The sequence below is a fragment of the Bradyrhizobium sp. I71 genome, assembly GCF_022354745.1.
In the GTDB taxonomy this organism is placed as follows: domain Bacteria; phylum Pseudomonadota; class Alphaproteobacteria; order Rhizobiales; family Xanthobacteraceae; genus Bradyrhizobium; species Bradyrhizobium liaoningense.
This window is the reverse complement of sequence record NZ_CP059398.1, coordinates 4,719,684-4,734,065: the sequence shown is the minus strand read 5'-3', so window position 1 is coordinate 4,734,065 and position 14,382 is coordinate 4,719,684. Positions and strand designations below refer to the sequence as shown.

Genomic DNA, 14,382 nt, shown 5'->3' with positions numbered 1-14,382 from the left:
CGCAGCAAGCCTCCAGGGGTGCGGGGGCCGCGAACGTGGCGGGCTTTTACCCGGAAGATGCGGAAATGACAAGGAGAATGGGCTGGCGGGAAGAGGTACCGGCTGCCGTCATTCCGGGGCGGTCGCACCAGCGACCGAACTAGGGTGCGCAATTGCGCACCTGGGAATCTCGGGATTCCCGGTTCGATGCTGCCGCATCGCCCCGGAAGGACGCCGAGGGAAACTTACCCGCCGAGCTTGGCCTCCAGCGCCGCGATGCGGGCCTTCAGCGCCTCGTTCTCCTCGCGCGCGAGGCGCGCCATGTCCTTGACCGCCTCGAACTCCTCGCGCTTGACGAGGTCCATGTCGCGCAGGAATTTTTCCGCCTGGGTGCGCATCACGGTGTCGAACTCGCGCTTGACGCCCTGGGCGGCACCGGCGGCGTCGTTCATCAGGCGGCCGATCTCGTCGAACAACCGGTTGCTGGTCTGGGTCATCTCGGCCTCCGATAAACTTTGCGCGAACTCTCGAAAAGACAATGGCAATCCGCATCGAACGGTTCAAGGGCCGATCGCCGGTATCCTTGTCATGAACCGGTTTCCTTGCAATCGTATTCAACGTGCCTGCATAAGAAGAATCACGCGGCGTCCGCTGCTGGTGCTCCGTCGCCGCAATCTCGTCCAGACATAGAAGGCGCGATGCCCTTTCTGCTGATCGACTTTCCCGCCTTCAAGCCGATCGCGATCGAGATCGGTCCGTTCGCGATCCGCTGGTATGCGCTGGCCTATATCTGCGGCATCGTATTCGGTTGGCTCTATGCGCGCTCGCTCCTGAAGAACCAGCGCCTGTGGGGCGGACCGGCGCCGATCTCGCTGGTTCAGATCGACGACTTCATCCTGTGGGTCACGCTCGGCATCATCCTCGGCGGCCGCACCGGCTACGTGCTGTTCTACAATCTGCCCTTCTTCATCGATCATCCCGCCGCGATCTTCAAATTGTGGGAAGGCGGCATGTCGTTCCATGGCGGCTTCCTCGGCTGCGTCGTCGCGGTGATGTGGTTCGCCTATTGCAACCGCATCTCGATCCTGTCGCTCGGCGACATCACCACCGCCGTCGCCCCGGTCGGGCTGCTGCTCGGACGAATCGCCAACTTCATCAACGGCGAATTGTGGGGCCGCGCCACGGATGCGAGCCTGCCCTGGGCGATGGTCTTCCCCAACGATCCGACGCAGCTGCCGCGCCATCCGAGCCAGCTTTACGAAGCGGGCATGGAGGGCATCCTGCTGTTCACGGTGCTCGCGATCATGATCCGCTTCGGCGCGCTGAAGCGCCCCGGCATGATCCTCGGCGCCTTCATCCTGATCTACGGCCTGACCCGCATCGCCGGCGAGCATTTCCGCGAGCCGGACGCGCAGCTCGGTTTCCTCTGGGGCGGGTTAACCATGGGCATGCTGTTGTCGATCCCGATGCTTATCGTCGGTGCGTTACTTATTGTATGGGCTGTCAGGCGGGGGGCGCCGAAGCCCCTCCAGGCCATTCGTTAGTTCATTTCGAGAAGACAGCCGTGACCGACTCGCCGCTCCTCAACGAGATCAAGGCGCTGATCAAATCCTCAGGCCCGATGCCGGTCTGGCGGTACATGGAATTGTGCCTGATGCATCCGCGCTACGGCTATTACGTCTCGCGCGATCCGCTCGGGCGCGAGGGCGACTTCACCACCGCCCCCGAGATCAGCCAGATGTTCGGCGAGCTCCTGGGACTGTGGACCGCCTCGGTCTGGAAGCACATGGGCTCGCCGCAATTCTTGCGACTGATCGAGCTCGGCCCCGGCCGCGGCACCATGATGGCGGATGCGCTACGCGCATTGCGCGTGCTGCCGCCGCTCTACCAGGCGCTCAACATCCACCTGGTCGAGGTCAATCCCGTCCTGCGCGAACGGCAGAGTGCGACGCTGGCGAACGTGCGCAACATCGCCTGGCACGACAGCATCGACGACGTACCGGACGGCCCCAGCATCATCCTCGCCAATGAATATTTCGACGTGCTGCCTATCCGCCAGATGGTCAGGCTCGAGAACGGCTGGCACGAGCGTGTGATCGAGATCGACCCCAACGGCAAGCTTCAGTTCGGCGCGGCGCCGGAGCCGACACCGCGCTTCGAGGTGCTGCTGCCGCCTCTGGTGCGCGCGGCGCCCATCGGGGCGGTCTTCGAGTGGCGGCCCGACGGCGAGATCATGAAGCTCGCCACGCGCGTGCGCGACCAGGACGGCGCGGCGCTGATCATCGACTACGGCCATCTGCGCAGCGATGCCGGCGACACCTTCCAGGCCATCGTGCGCCACAGCTTCGCCGATCCCTTGAAAGCCCCGGGCCAGGCCGACGTCACCGCACATGTCGACTTCCAGGCGCTGGCGCGCGCGGCCGAGGATGTCGGCGCCCGCGTGCACGGCCCGGTGACGCAAGGCGACTTCCTCAAGCGCATCGGCATCGACACCCGCGCCGCCGCCTTGATGCAGAAGGCGACACCCGAAGTCGCCACCGACATTTCGGTCGCGCTCAAGCGCCTGACCGATACCGGGCGCGGCGGCATGGGCTCGATGTTCAAGGTGCTCGGCATCTCCGAGCCGCGGCTGACGGGCCTTGCCGGCCTCAGCGATTTCGAACAGGCCGGAGAGACCTCATGACGCTTGCTTCGTCGCTGCTGTCCGCCGTGCCCGGCCTGCGCCATGCCTTCTTCACCCGCGAAGGCGGCGTCTCCGGCGGCATCTATTCCGCGCTGAACGGCGGGCTCGGCTCCCATGACGACCAGGCCCTCGTCGCCGAGAACCGCCGCCGCATGGCCGAGCATGTCGGCGTCGCGCCCGAGCGCTTCCTCAGCCTGCACCAGATCCATTCGCCCGACGTGCTCGTGGCTGATGCGCCGTGGCCGAACGGGCCGCGGCCCAGGGGCGACGCGCTGGTGACCAGGACGCCAGGCATTGCGCTCGGCGTCTCCACTGCCGATTGCGGCCCGGTGCTGTTCGTCGATCCCAATGCGCGCGTGATCGGCGGTGCGCATGCCGGCTGGAAGGGCGCACTCGCCGGCGTGCTGGAAGCGACGATCTCGGCAATGGAGGATCTCGGCGCAACGCGCGGCGGCATCATCGCCGCGATCGGCCCCCTGATCCGGCAGGAGAGCTACGAGGTCGGCAACGAGTTCGTGACGCGCTTCATCGAGGCTGACGCCGAGAACGCGATGTTCTTCATCCCGTCCGTGCGCGAGGGCCACGCGATGTTCGATCTCGCCGGCTTCATCCGCAAGCGGCTGGACATGGCGGGCATCCTGATGATCGACGATCTCGGCCTCGACACCTATGCCGACGAACGTTTCTTCAGCTATCGCCGCTCGGTGCATCGCAAGGAGCCCGACTACGGCCGGCACGTTCACGCCATCGCGCTGGAAGGGTGAGATCTCGTGCCCCGGCTCAGCGCAGCGGCACCATAGCGCGTCGAAGACGCGCGTGGACGCGCTTATGGTGCCCCAGCGCGTCCGGGACACGCACCGTTTTCCCGACCATCGCTTTGAAGGCTGAACGCTGGACGCGTGAACACAACGGCAACCCCGTGTCATTCCGGGGCGATACCCGGAACGTAACACAGCAGCTTGTGGCGCTGCCGCCCTAGACGTTAATCGATTTTAACGATATCGCTGCCCTCCAGAATGAGGGAAGCGTCATCTTTTCTGCGCCGCGCGGGGTCGCGCGTGCTGGCGATCATGCTGCTGGCGGCTGCGACTGCGCTTGGCGGCTGTGCCGGCGGCAACGCGCCGGGCAATTCCTATGCGATGGCGCCGAGCGGTGGCGGCGGCGCCACGGTGGCGTTCGAATCCATCGACGGACCGCCGCCGCAGGTGTTCGACCGCATGGTCGGGGTGCTCGACAGCGAATCCAAGCTGCGCAGCCTGTCCGTGGTCTCCCGCGAGGGCACGGCTGCCTACCGCGTGCGCAGCTACCTCTCCGCCCAGGTGGTGCGCGGCAAGACGGTGATCGCCTGGGTCTGGGACGTCTACGACGCCAACCAGCAGCGGGCACTGCGCCTCTCCGGCGAGGAACCGACCTCGGCCAAGGGCGGCCGCGATGCGACACGTGATGCTTGGGCGGCCGCCGACGACCTCGTGTTGCGGAAGATCGCCCAGGCCGGATTCAGCGGACTTTCCAACATGATCAACGGAGCGCCGGATGCACCGGGCGCGGCTCCGGCTTTGCGCGGACCGGCGGTGGCGAGCGTCATCAGGGACGCTCCGCGGTCGGACATGCCGGCCTCGGCCCTCGGCTATGCCGAGCAATAACCTCAGCTAAACCACGGCCTCAAGTCGCGGCCAAGCCGTTGACCCGACTCTGGATTTTCAAAGGGAAAACGTAGCATCCCGGGTTGCCATTGCAGCCTCCGGCCTGATATTTCCTCGCCCGTCGTAACCGTGCTTCCAGTGGGTATTTTCTGATGTTGAACGTCGTATCCAGCAAAGCGCGGGAGGAAGCGTCCATGTCGGGCAAGAACGGCTCCATCAAGCTCGTCGCCGGCAACTCCAATCCGGCTCTCGCACAGGCCATCGCGCAAGGGCTCCACATGCCGCTGACCAAGGCGGTGGTGCGGCGCTTCGCCGACATGGAGATCTTCGTCGAGGTCCAGGAGAACATCCGCGGTTCGGATGCCTTCATCATTCAGTCGACCTCGTTTCCGGCGAACGACAATCTGATGGAGCTGCTGATCATCACCGACGCGCTGCGCCGCTCTTCGGCGCGCCGCATCACTGCAGTGATCCCCTATTTCGGCTATGCTAGGCAGGACCGCCGCTCCGGCTCGCGCACGCCGATCTCGGCCAAGCTCGTCGCCAATCTGATCACCCATGCCGGCGTCGACCGCGTCATGACGCTCGACCTGCATGCCGGCCAGATCCAGGGCTTCTTCGACATCCCGACCGACAATCTGTTCGCTGCCCCCCTGATGGTGCGCGACATCCGCGAACGTTTCGACCTCGGCAAGGTGATGGTGGTCTCGCCCGACGTCGGCGGCGTGGCCCGCGCCCGCGGCCTCGCCAAGCGCATCAACACCCCGCTCGCGATCGTCGACAAGCGCCGCGAGCGTCCCGGCGAGTCCGAGGTCATGAACGTGATCGGCGACGTCTCCGGCTACAGCTGCATCCTGGTCGACGACATCGTCGACTCCGGCGGCACGCTGGTGAACGCGGCCGACGCGCTGATCGCCAAGGGCGCCAAGGACGTCTACGCCTACATCACCCATGGCGTGCTCTCCGGCGGCGCGGCCGCCCGCATCACGAACTCCAGGCTGAAGGAGCTCGTGATTACCGACTCGATCCTGCCGACCGAGGCGGTGAGCAAGGCGCCGAACATCCGCACGCTGCCGATCGCGAGCCTGATCTCGGACGCGATCGCGCGCACCGCCGCGGAAGAGTCGGTGTCGAGCCTGTTCGACTGATTTTCTTCGCCTCTCCCCGCCTGCGGGGAGAGGCCGGAATTTGCGACAGCAAATTCCGGGTGAGGGGGACTCTCCGCGAGTCCAGCTGTCACCGTCCCCGCGGAGACTCCCCCTCACCCCAACCCTCTCCCCGCAAGCGGGGAGAGGGAGATACAGCCTACCCCACGATCCCCGCCGCGACCTGGCCGCGCAGACGTTCGAGGCCGTGCAACGTCTCCGCACAGGCTGCCGCGACTTCCACGCCCTTGATGGCAAAATGCTTGCGGAAGAAGTCGTAGTGCACCTCGGTCTCGTGGAATTGCTGCGGCGTCAACACGGCCGAGAACACGGGCACCTCGGTACGGAGCTGCACGTCCATCAGCGCCTTGATCACGGTGTCGGCGACGAATTCGTGCCGGTAGATGCCGCCGTCGACGACGAGGCCGGCCGCAACGATCGCGGTGTAGCGCCGCGTCTTGGCGAGGACCTGCGCGTGCAGCGGGATCTCGAACGAGCCCGGCACCTCGAACACGTCGACATGGGTGAGGTGGCGCGCCTCGGCCTCGTTGATGAACGCGATGCGGGCCTCCTCGACCACGTCGCGGTGCCAGCAGGCCTGCACGAAGGCCACCCGCTGCGGCTTGGCAAAACGCGGATGCTCGATTGCCGGCGGGTCCACGGGAACCGGCGGCTGGGTCGTCTGGGACGTTTCGTTTTGGGGATCTTGCAACATCTGATTCATGGCTTTCCTCAGTTAAGGACCAGAATCAGGGCACACGGAACGACAAACAGCCGCACCTTGCGATGCGTCTGCCACCGACCGTTCTCTTTCATCCGGACTTTAACCGTCGGCTTCGGAGTTGCACCGAATCTGCTGACCCTTCCCTTCGGCAAGATCCTTTTCAGGAAACCTGGGGGAAGGCGCTCGCGGGCTTAGGCCTGTCGGCCCTTACCGCCGGTGGGGACTTTCACCCCGCCCTGAGAACATCGGCCGTCCGGGATGAACGGCCTGACCGGAAATATGCCGCCCTCGCGCAGTCGCGGCAAGCGCGTTCGGCATGGGCAAAGCGCATGGTCCCATGCCGGGGTCGAGGTCCTCCTGGCGCCGGCCCGCGCCGGAACTCACGATTGGCGGCGCTCCCAGGGAATCCGATTCCGGTTTGTTCTCCTCGATCCGGAATTGGGACCTCCAACGTTAAGAATTGTGGCGGAGATGAGCTGTGGACGAACGAGTCCTGGCTTGTGGACGGACTCGCGACCCCGTTGCGCAGATTCCGCAAATCACATCACTTGATCCGCGACAGGCCCGCGCTGATCCGAGGGGCTCGCGAGAGCGACCCCAGGGATCGCCGCAGCGACGTTTAGGGAGCGCGCGCCGGGCCCAACCGCGTGCGTATCAAAGACAACAAGAAGGCAAGAGGTCGAGACGGCATGTCCCTGCTCGAAGGCACCATCGATTCCAGAAGCCATCCGCTCGCGGTGGTCGAGGACATCGCTGCCAGCAACAACTGGCCGTTCGAACGCTCCGGCGAAGACGAACTCACGATTGTCTCCAAGGGACAATGGACCGACTACCAGCTCTCCTTCACCTGGATGGGCGAGATCGAAGCGCTGCATCTGGCCTGCGCCTTCGACATGAAGATTCCATTGCCGCGGCGGAGCGAGGTGCAGCGGCTCGTCGCAGCGGTGAACGAGCAGCTGTGGGTCGGCCATTTCGACCTCTGGACCAACACCGGCATGGTGATGCACCGCCAGGCCCTGGTGCTGCCGGGCGGCCTCATCGCCTCGACCGCGCAGTGCGAAGCCATGCTCGCCGGCGCCATCCACGCCTGCGAGCGCTACTTCCCGGCGTTCCAGTTCGTGGTGTGGGCGGGCAAGACCACCGCGCAAGCCATGGACGCGGCCATGTTCGACACGGTGGGCGAGGCATAGAGCTCGCAATGCATGGGGAGCCGCAGCTCCCTCCCTACGTCATCCCGGACAAGCGCGCCCAAAGCGCGCGCCGATCCGGGATCCATACCGCGTGATGGCCACTTGTGGCACGCGGCTTGTTGCCAACACCTCGATCCACTAGAACCGCCTGTGGTTATGGATCCCCGCCTTCGCGGGGATGACGCCTGAGTTTGTGGCAGCAGCGATGGCGAACAACACCCTCCAAAACATCACCGGCACCATCCTGCTCGCCGGCGCCGGCAAGATGGGTGGCGCGATGCTGACGGGATGGCTGGCAGGCGGGCTCGATCCGCGCCGCGTCGCGGTGATCGATCCGCACATTGCGCCCGAGATCTCCGCACTCGCCGCCAAGGGCGTCGTGCTCAATCCCGATGTGAAGACCGCCGGCCCGGTCGAGACGCTGGTCGTCGCGGTGAAGCCGCAGATGTTCCGCGAGGCCGGCGCCAAGCTGAAGCCGTTCGTCTCGGACCGGACCTCGGTGGTCTCGATCATGGCGGGCACCACGATCGCCTCGCTTGCCGAAGTCTGCGGCGGCGCCGTGGTGCGCGCGATGCCGAACACGCCGGCTGCGATCGGCCGCGGCATCACCGTTGCGGTCGCAGCCCAGGACGTCAGCGCCGCCCAGCGTGCCGTGGCCGATGCGTTGCTGCGCGCCACCGGCGCGGTGGAATGGGTCGAGGACGAAGGCCTGATGGACGCGGTCACCGCGGTGTCGGGCTCGGGGCCGGCCTATGTGTTCCTGCTCGCCGAGGAGCTCGCGCGCGCCGGTGTGGAAGCGGGCCTGCCCGAAGCGCTGGCGACGAAGCTCGCCCGCGAGACCGTCGCCGGCTCCGGCGAACTGCTGCACCGGTCGGAGCTTCCCTCGGCCACGCTGCGCCAGAACGTCACCTCGCCCGGCGGCACCACGGCCGCGGCGCTCGGCGTGCTGATGGGCGAGCCCGGCCTGCGCGATCTCATGATCCGCGCGATCGCCGCGGCGACGCAGCGATCGAAGGAGCTGGCGAAGTAACAGGTGCCGTAGAGCGGGCAAAGGCGCAAAGCGCCGCGCCGACCATCTTTACCGAACCGCGAAAGTCGGTGGGCACGCTTCCGCCTTCGCTCCTTGAGCTTCGGCGGACAGGTCGCTTTGCCCACCTACGGCACCGTGCCAGCCCCCAGCCGCTTGTTGAACGTCTCGACATTGACGAGACCGCGGGCATGGCGGCCCTCCCCGAGCTTGCGCGTGCCCTCGAAGGCCTCGACCTCGAAGCGGATGACGCGGCGCTCGACCGCAACCACCTTCGCCGTGGTCCGCACCGTCGCGCCGACCAGCGCCGCGGCCAGATGGCGGATGTCGACCTCGGTCCCTACCGTGACCCAGCCCGGCTGAAGCGCCGAGCGGATCGCATCGCCCGCCGTCATCTCCATCTCGAGGATCATCATCGGGGTCGCATAAACAAACGGCATGCCAGGCACGAAATGCCCGACCGTGCGCTCGGCCGGGACCACCAGCGTGCGCTCGGCGCTCATGCCGATCGTGATGAAATCGCGTGCGTCCATGGTGCTTGCTCGTCATTCCGGGGCGGCGCGTAGCGCCGAACCCGGAATCCAGAAGTTTGCGGCACGAGATCCGGGTTCGCGTTTCGCGCGCCCCGGAATGACGCTAACGCGTCACTTCTTCGCCGCCGCCGCGCGCTCAACAAACGTCTTGCCACCCTTCATCTTGTGGCGGAGCGGGGCTTCGTTGATCTGGATGACGACGGCATCGGCATCGACGCCGAGATTCTTCACCAGCGCCTGGGTGATGTCGCGCATCATGCCGGCCTTCTGCTCGTCGGTGCGGCCTTCGGCCATGCTGATGGTGATCTCAGGCATCGTTGTCTCCCTGCTGCTGTCGCGATGACCGGGCACGCCCCGGTCCTTCATGAAGGTGCGCATCAAACAGGACGTGGATGCCCGGGACAAGCCCGGGCATGACGCCCGCCGGAATGGCTATCCCCACTTTACGTCATGGCGCGCGAGGACCTCACGCACCTTTGAAACCAGATCGGCTTCGCTGCAGGAGAACTGCGCCGGCCGGGTCTCGCGCCATTCCTGGTTGGAGGCGATCGCGGCGGCGGCCTTCGCGCCCTCGATCAGGTCCTTGACCTGCACCTCGCCGCGCGCCTTTTCATCCGATCCTTGGATGATCACGCAAGGTGAATTGCGGCGATCAGCGTATTTGAGCTGGTTGCCCATGTTCTTGGGATTGCCGAGATAGAGCTCGGCGCGGATGCCGGCGGTGCGCAGGCTTGCCACCATTTTCTGGTAGTCGGCGACACGGTCGCGATCGAACACGGTGACGACGACGGGACCGAATTCGGGCCGCGTGTCGAGCTTGCCGAGCAGCGTCAGCGCGGCCTGCAAGCGCGACACGCCGATCGAGAAACCGGTCGCGGGCACCGGCTCGCCGCGGAAGCGCGAGACCAATCCGTCGTAGCGCCCGCCGCCGCCAACCGAGCCGAACCGCACCGGGCGGCCCTTCTCGTCCTTGGTGTCGAGCAGGAGCTCCACCTCGTAGACCGGGCCGGTGTAGTATTCGAGCCCGCGCACGACGGAGGGATCGATCTTGATGCGATCCGCGCCATAACCCGACGCCGTCACCAGCCTGGCGATCTCGTCCAGTTCGCTGACGCCGGCCTGACCGACTTGGCTCTTGGCAAGGTAAGTTTCCGCCGCGGCGATGGCCTCTTTCCAATCGTCGCGCGGCTTGGTGATGGCGAGAACAACGTCAGCTTCCGCCGCGCTCAGGTTGGCGCCCTTGGTGAAGTCGCCCTTGCCTTCTTCACCGCCGTCCCATCGTCCGGGACCCAGCAGCTTGCGCACTTCGTCGGCGGAGAACTTGTCGAGCTTGTCGATCGCGCGCAGCACGGTCAGCCTGCGGCCTGCGTTCTCGTCACCGGCGAGCCCGATGGCTTCCAGGACTCCGTCGAGCACCTTGCGGTTGTTGACCTTCACGACGTACTGGCCGCGCGCAATGCCGAGCGCCTCCATCGTGTCGGCCGCCATCATGCAGATCTCGGCGTCCGCGGCCGGCGTCGCCGAGCCGACCGTGTCGGCGTCGAACTGCATGAACTGGCGGAAGCGGCCGGGGCCGGGCTTCTCGTTGCGGAAGACATAGCCGACGCGGTAGCTGCGGTAGGGCAGGACCAGCGCGTCGGTGCCGTAGCGCTCGCCGACATAGCGGGCGAGCGGCGCGGTCAGATCGTAGCGCAGGCTGATCCACTGCTCGTCGTCGTCCTGGAACGAGAACACGCCCTCGTTCGGGCGGTCCTGGTCGGGCAGGAATTTGCCGAGCGCGTCGGTGTATTCCATCGCCGGCGTCTCCACCGGCTCGAAACCGTAGAGCTCGTAGACGGCGCGGATCTTCTCGACCATCTCGCGCGTCGCCCGGATCGCAGCGGGATCACGATCCTCGAGCCCGCGCGGCAGGCGCGCCTTCAGTTTCTGGGGTTTTTTGGGTTTCTCGGCCATGCGCGGCGTTTACCAGCCGACGGGGAATGCGGCAACGGGGTGTTAGAGGGCGACGTCATTCCGGGGCTCGCGAAGCGAGAACCCGGAATCTCGAGATTCTCAGGTGCGCAATTGCGCACCATAGTTCGCCCTTGGGGCGCCCCGGAATGACGGCCAGCCTTACGGCTGCTCCATTCGTGCCCGGATGGCATCCGCATCCGCCTTCGGCAGCGACTTCAGGGTCGGCTTGATGGTTTCACCACCGACGATCTTGCCGTTGCGCGTGAACATCCAGTCCGAGACGTCGGCTTCGCCAAACGAGACTTTGTCGCCGGCGTGCTTGCCCGGTAGATCGCGCGGCTCGTTTGCCAAGAGCCCGGTAAAGGTCCCGTCAGGCTGCTTCTTCACCTCGCCAACCCAGATGTGCTCGCCGCCCTTGCGGGTCGAGAAGCGCACCTTCAAGGCGTGCCCGGTCTCCGACGGCTTCGGCGATGCGTAGGAGGCCCAGAAGGCCGGGAGCGTAGCGCGACCCCGCTCGATAGCCGCATTCATCTCGGGATCGGCGGTCTGCACGGTCACGATGGGCGAGCGATCTTGCGCGACCACTTCGTGCGTGGGGCCGATGGTCAGGATGCCGAAGACGGAGACGCCGGTGATTGCGGCGAGAACGACCCATTTGATGGGCTGCGAGAGCTTGGTTGCCATGACTACAAGGTCCTGATGTCGCGATGTGTCCTTTGTCGCATGTCGGCAACGGCACGTTCAGTGCGCAATAAACCACGAACATTGCGTGTTTCCCCTCTCCTTGTGAGAGAGGGAAAACTTCTCACCGCCGGTCAAAACACCTTGCGGATCCAGTTGTGTGGATCGTTGGTGCGGCCGTACTGGATGTCGACGAGCTGCTTGCGCAGGCCCATGGCGACAGGGCCGGCGCCGCCACCCGAGATCTCGAAGTCGCCGCTCACCGAGCGCACTTTGCCGATCGGGGAGATCACAGCGGCGGTGCCGCAGGCGAAGGCTTCCTTCAGGCGGCCCGAGGCTGCGTCCTTGCGCCACTGCTCGATCGAGTACGGCTCCTCGCGCACGGTCTTGCCGGCATCGCGGGCGAGCGTGATGATGGAGTCGCGGGTGATGCCCGGCAGAATGGTGCCGAGCGGCGGCGTCGAGAGCGAGCCGTCGTCGAACACGAAGAACACGTTCATGCCGCCGAGCTCCTCAATGTAACGGCGCTCGACCGAGTCGAGGAAGACGACCTGATCGCAGCCGTGCTGGATCGCTTCGGCCTGGGCGCGCAGGCTCGCGGCATAGTTGCCGCCGCATTTGACGGCGCCGGTGCCGCCGACCGCGGCGCGGGTATAATTCTCGGACACCCAGATCGAGACCGGCGCAGGCCCGCCCTTGAAGTAGGAGCCGACCGGCGAAGCGATCACCGCAAAAATGTAATCGGACGACGGCTTGACGCCGAGGAAGTTCTCGCTCGCGATCATGAAGGGGCGCAGGTAAAGGCTGCCCTCGCCGCCCGGAATCCAGGCCCGGTCGATGCGCACGACCTGCTCGACCGCCTCGATGAAGACGTCTTCTGGCAGCTTGGCCATTGCCATGCGGTCGGCCGAGTCCCTGAAGCGCCGCGCATTGGCGTCGGGGCGGAACAGGTTCACCCCGCCGTCGTCGCGCTTGTAGGCCTTGAGCCCCTCGAAGATTTCCTGGGCGTAGTGCAGGACCGCGCCGGCCGGATCGAGCTGGAAGTTGGCGCGCGCCTCGATCCGCGCCTCGTACCAGCCGCCCTTGGCCTGGCTGTAGCGGACGATCGCCATGTGATCGGTGAAGACCCGTCCGAAGCCGGGGTCCACCAGCTTGGCGACGCGGTCCTTCTCAGGGGTTGGATTGGATGCGGGCTGGATGTCGAATTTCATGCTCATGTCCTTGCCTCCCGCTGCCGGTGGCGGCGCTGTTCTGGCGCCCGCCTGCCCGCTTCCGGGGCCCGGCTGGCTTTGATTGGTTTCTGCCGGACCACCGCCAGCCTTTTTACGGCCGGTTTCCGTGGACAGCATGTCGCCGAGGACATGCTTTTGCGGAAGGCGGAAGTCCAGTATGTTTTGCCGAAATGCCGCTCGACAATCGCACGGTAGATCTGATCCGGCCGTCGTCGCCTGTCCGGCTCTCTCCGGCGCCTTGCTCCGATGCTACCCGACGCGAAGCGATCTAAAATTTCGTGCGGGTCGATCGTTTTGTAACATTGAACCCAAGATACGTCAATATGCCTGACATAAATTTCGTGACTTCCTCTCACGACGCCGCCGAGCCCAGGCCGGCCGCAGACGGTGGAGGCAATTTGCGCTGGGATATCATCGAGCTGCTGTTCTTCGCCTACCGCGACTTCGTCGGCGATCCCGACCAGGAGCTGGAGGCGTTCGGCTTCGGCCGGGCCCACCACCGCGTCCTGCATTTCGTCTACCGCTATCCCGGCCTCAAGGTCGCCGACCTCCTCGACGTCCTGCGCATCACCAAGCAGTCGCTTGGCCGCGTGCTCAAGCAGCTGCTGGACGAGGGCTACATCGTGCAGAAGACCGGCGACAATGATCGCCGCCAGCGCCTGCTCTACGCGACGCCGAAGGGCGAGGCGCTGGTGCAGAAGCTCGCCGGACTGCAGACCACGCGGATCAACAGGGCGCTCGCGGAGATGGCTCCGCAGGACGCCGAGACCGTGAAGCGCTTCCTGCGCGCGATGATCGACCGAGACGACCCGGACAAGGTGCTCGAGACGATCTTCGCTTCCGTCAACCACGACAAGGAGTGACCGTGCCGCTCGCTGCCACGCTCGCCCGCCCGCCGGTGCAACCCGCCGACGACGCCCCGCATCTGCTGCTGGTCGACGACGACCGCCGCATCCGCGATCTGCTCTCGCGCTTTCTCGCCAGTGAGGGCTACCGCGTCACCACCGCGGCGAGCGCCGGCGATGCACGCTCGAAACTGCTGGGCCTGCATTTCGACCTCCTGATCCTCGACGTCATGATGCCGGGCGAAACCGGCTTCGATCTCGCCCGCTTCATCCGGACCTCCTCCTCGGTGCCGATCGTGATGCTGACGGCGCGCCACGAACCGGAATCCCGCATCGAGGGCTTGCAGATCGGCGCCGACGATTACGTGGCAAAGCCGTTCGAGCCGCGCGAGCTCGCGCTGCGCATCAACAACATCCTCAAGCGCGCCGCCCCGCCGCCACAGGTCGCGATCGTGGAGAAAATTGCCTTCGGTCCCTACGTCTACCATCTCGAGCGCGGCGAATTGCGCCAGGGGGAGGAGGTCATCCACCTCACCGACCGCGAGCGCGAGATGCTGCGGATTCTCTCGGAAACACCGGGAGAGACCGTGCCGCGCAGCGCGCTGACCGGCAACGGCAGCGTCAACGAGCGCGCCGTCGACGTGCAGATCAACCGCCTCAGGCGCAAGATCGAGACCGACCCCGCCAATCCGCTGTTCCTTCAGGCGGTGCGCGGCATCGGCTACCGGCTGGTGGCCTCGCCTTGAG

16 protein-coding genes and 1 riboswitch are annotated in these 14,382 nt (G+C 65.8%); of the genes, 9 read left to right on the top strand and 7 right to left on the bottom strand.

Annotated features, from left to right (window positions below):
* Nucleotides 1-224: 224 nt before the first annotated feature.
* Nucleotides 225-476 carry an accessory factor UbiK family protein gene (locus tag FJV43_RS22845; protein WP_194391531.1) on the bottom strand — a complete coding sequence of 84 codons (252 nt, stop codon included), beginning with the start codon at nucleotides 474-476 and terminating at the stop codon, nucleotides 225-227.
* A gap of 201 nt (nucleotides 477-677) precedes the next feature.
* Between FJV43_RS22845 and lgt the strand changes: the two genes are divergently transcribed.
* From lgt to FJV43_RS22820, 5 genes are all read left to right on the top strand, one after another.
* Nucleotides 678-1,523, top strand: coding sequence for a prolipoprotein diacylglyceryl transferase (lgt, locus tag FJV43_RS22840; RefSeq protein WP_239621212.1), 846 nt, complete (start codon nucleotides 678-680; stop codon nucleotides 1,521-1,523).
* 20 nt (nucleotides 1,524-1,543) lie between these two features.
* A complete protein-coding gene (locus FJV43_RS22835) occupies nucleotides 1,544-2,662 on the top strand; it encodes an SAM-dependent methyltransferase (RefSeq protein WP_239621209.1) in 1,119 nt (372 codons plus the stop codon).
* Nucleotides 2,659-3,426: a peptidoglycan editing factor PgeF gene (pgeF, locus tag FJV43_RS22830; protein ID WP_239621207.1), complete on the top strand. Its 768-nt coding sequence runs from the start codon at nucleotides 2,659-2,661 to the stop codon at nucleotides 3,424-3,426. The genes FJV43_RS22835 and pgeF overlap by 4 nt, the downstream gene beginning before the upstream one ends.
* Nucleotides 3,427-3,678: 252 nt before the next feature.
* Nucleotides 3,679-4,305, top strand: coding sequence for a hypothetical protein (locus tag FJV43_RS22825; protein ID WP_239621205.1), 627 nt, complete (start codon nucleotides 3,679-3,681; stop codon nucleotides 4,303-4,305).
* Between the two features lie 194 nt (nucleotides 4,306-4,499).
* Nucleotides 4,500-5,453: a ribose-phosphate pyrophosphokinase gene (locus FJV43_RS22820; protein ID WP_028176647.1), complete on the top strand. Its 954-nt coding sequence runs from the start codon at nucleotides 4,500-4,502 to the stop codon at nucleotides 5,451-5,453.
* 157 nt (nucleotides 5,454-5,610) lie between these two features.
* Here FJV43_RS22820 and FJV43_RS22815 read toward each other — a convergent pair whose 3' ends face one another.
* Nucleotides 5,611-6,174: a 6,7-dimethyl-8-ribityllumazine synthase gene (locus FJV43_RS22815; protein ID WP_239621203.1), complete on the bottom strand. Its 564-nt coding sequence runs from the start codon at nucleotides 6,172-6,174 to the stop codon at nucleotides 5,611-5,613.
* 76 nt (nucleotides 6,175-6,250) lie between these two features.
* Nucleotides 6,251-6,422: riboswitch (FMN riboswitch) on the bottom strand.
* A gap of 441 nt (nucleotides 6,423-6,863) precedes the next feature.
* Between FJV43_RS22815 and FJV43_RS22810 the strand changes: the two genes are divergently transcribed.
* Complete coding sequence (locus FJV43_RS22810) at nucleotides 6,864-7,364, top strand: YbjN domain-containing protein (RefSeq protein WP_028176645.1); 501 nt, start codon at nucleotides 6,864-6,866, stop codon at nucleotides 7,362-7,364.
* Nucleotides 7,365-7,569: 205 nt separating this feature from the next.
* Entirely contained in the window at nucleotides 7,570-8,394 is an 825-nt protein-coding gene (gene proC / locus FJV43_RS22805) for a pyrroline-5-carboxylate reductase (RefSeq protein ID WP_239621201.1), read from the top strand.
* Between the two features lie 125 nt (nucleotides 8,395-8,519).
* On the opposite strand, the gene FJV43_RS22800 is transcribed toward proC, so the two are convergent.
* From FJV43_RS22800 to FJV43_RS22780, 5 genes are all read right to left on the bottom strand, one after another.
* Nucleotides 8,520-8,924 carry a hotdog domain-containing protein gene (locus FJV43_RS22800; RefSeq protein WP_239621199.1) on the bottom strand — a complete coding sequence of 135 codons (405 nt, stop codon included), beginning with the start codon at nucleotides 8,922-8,924 and terminating at the stop codon, nucleotides 8,520-8,522.
* Between the two features lie 111 nt (nucleotides 8,925-9,035).
* The gene (locus tag FJV43_RS22795; RefSeq protein ID WP_025033847.1) at nucleotides 9,036-9,239 is read right to left on the bottom strand and encodes a tautomerase family protein; all 204 of its coding nucleotides are present in this window, start codon (nucleotides 9,237-9,239) and stop codon (nucleotides 9,036-9,038) included.
* A 117-nt stretch (nucleotides 9,240-9,356) separates the two neighbouring features.
* On the bottom strand, nucleotides 9,357-10,877 hold the full coding sequence (hisS, locus tag FJV43_RS22790; protein ID WP_239621198.1) for a histidine--tRNA ligase: 1,521 nt from the start codon (nucleotides 10,875-10,877) through the stop codon (nucleotides 9,357-9,359).
* Between the two features lie 159 nt (nucleotides 10,878-11,036).
* Entirely contained in the window at nucleotides 11,037-11,561 is a 525-nt protein-coding gene (locus tag FJV43_RS22785; RefSeq protein WP_239621196.1) for a DUF2314 domain-containing protein, read from the bottom strand.
* A gap of 131 nt (nucleotides 11,562-11,692) precedes the next feature.
* A complete protein-coding gene (locus FJV43_RS22780) occupies nucleotides 11,693-12,775 on the bottom strand; it encodes a branched-chain amino acid aminotransferase (protein WP_239621183.1) in 1,083 nt (360 codons plus the stop codon).
* 413 nt (nucleotides 12,776-13,188) lie between these two features.
* On the opposite strand from FJV43_RS22780, the gene FJV43_RS22775 reads away from it, so the two are divergent.
* On the top strand, nucleotides 13,189-13,653 hold the full coding sequence (locus FJV43_RS22775) for a MarR family transcriptional regulator (RefSeq protein WP_165935919.1): 465 nt from the start codon (nucleotides 13,189-13,191) through the stop codon (nucleotides 13,651-13,653).
* Nucleotides 13,650-14,381, top strand: a complete 732-nt coding sequence (locus tag FJV43_RS22770; protein WP_035674584.1) for a response regulator transcription factor — start codon at nucleotides 13,650-13,652, stop codon at nucleotides 14,379-14,381. Before FJV43_RS22775 ends, FJV43_RS22770 begins: the two co-directional genes overlap by 4 nt.
* Nucleotide 14,382 lies beyond the last annotated feature (1 nt).

Excerpts from the sequence above, each read along its gene's own strand:
- FJV43_RS22845 (WP_194391531.1), bottom strand. The coding sequence starts at position 476 with ATGACCCAGACCAGCAACCGGTTGTTCGACGAGATCGGCCGCCTGATG.
- lgt (WP_239621212.1), top strand. The coding sequence starts at position 678 with ATGCCCTTTCTGCTGATCGACTTTCCCGCCTTCAAGCCGATCGCGATC.
- pgeF (WP_239621207.1), top strand. The coding sequence starts at position 2,659 with ATGACGCTTGCTTCGTCGCTGCTGTCCGCCGTGCCCGGCCTGCGCCAT.
- FJV43_RS22825 (WP_239621205.1), top strand. The coding sequence starts at position 3,679 with ATGAGGGAAGCGTCATCTTTTCTGCGCCGCGCGGGGTCGCGCGTGCTG.
- FJV43_RS22820 (WP_028176647.1), top strand. The coding sequence starts at position 4,500 with ATGTCGGGCAAGAACGGCTCCATCAAGCTCGTCGCCGGCAACTCCAAT.
- FJV43_RS22815 (WP_239621203.1), bottom strand. The coding sequence starts at position 6,174 with ATGAATCAGATGTTGCAAGATCCCCAAAACGAAACGTCCCAGACGACC.
- FJV43_RS22810 (WP_028176645.1), top strand. The coding sequence starts at position 6,864 with ATGTCCCTGCTCGAAGGCACCATCGATTCCAGAAGCCATCCGCTCGCG.
- proC (WP_239621201.1), top strand. The coding sequence starts at position 7,570 with ATGGCGAACAACACCCTCCAAAACATCACCGGCACCATCCTGCTCGCC.
- FJV43_RS22800 (WP_239621199.1), bottom strand. The coding sequence starts at position 8,924 with ATGGACGCACGCGATTTCATCACGATCGGCATGAGCGCCGAGCGCACG.
- FJV43_RS22795 (WP_025033847.1), bottom strand. The coding sequence starts at position 9,239 with ATGCCTGAGATCACCATCAGCATGGCCGAAGGCCGCACCGACGAGCAG.
- hisS (WP_239621198.1), bottom strand. The coding sequence starts at position 10,877 with ATGGCCGAGAAACCCAAAAAACCCCAGAAACTGAAGGCGCGCCTGCCG.
- FJV43_RS22785 (WP_239621196.1), bottom strand. The coding sequence starts at position 11,561 with ATGGCAACCAAGCTCTCGCAGCCCATCAAATGGGTCGTTCTCGCCGCA.
- FJV43_RS22780 (WP_239621183.1), bottom strand. The coding sequence starts at position 12,775 with ATGAGCATGAAATTCGACATCCAGCCCGCATCCAATCCAACCCCTGAG.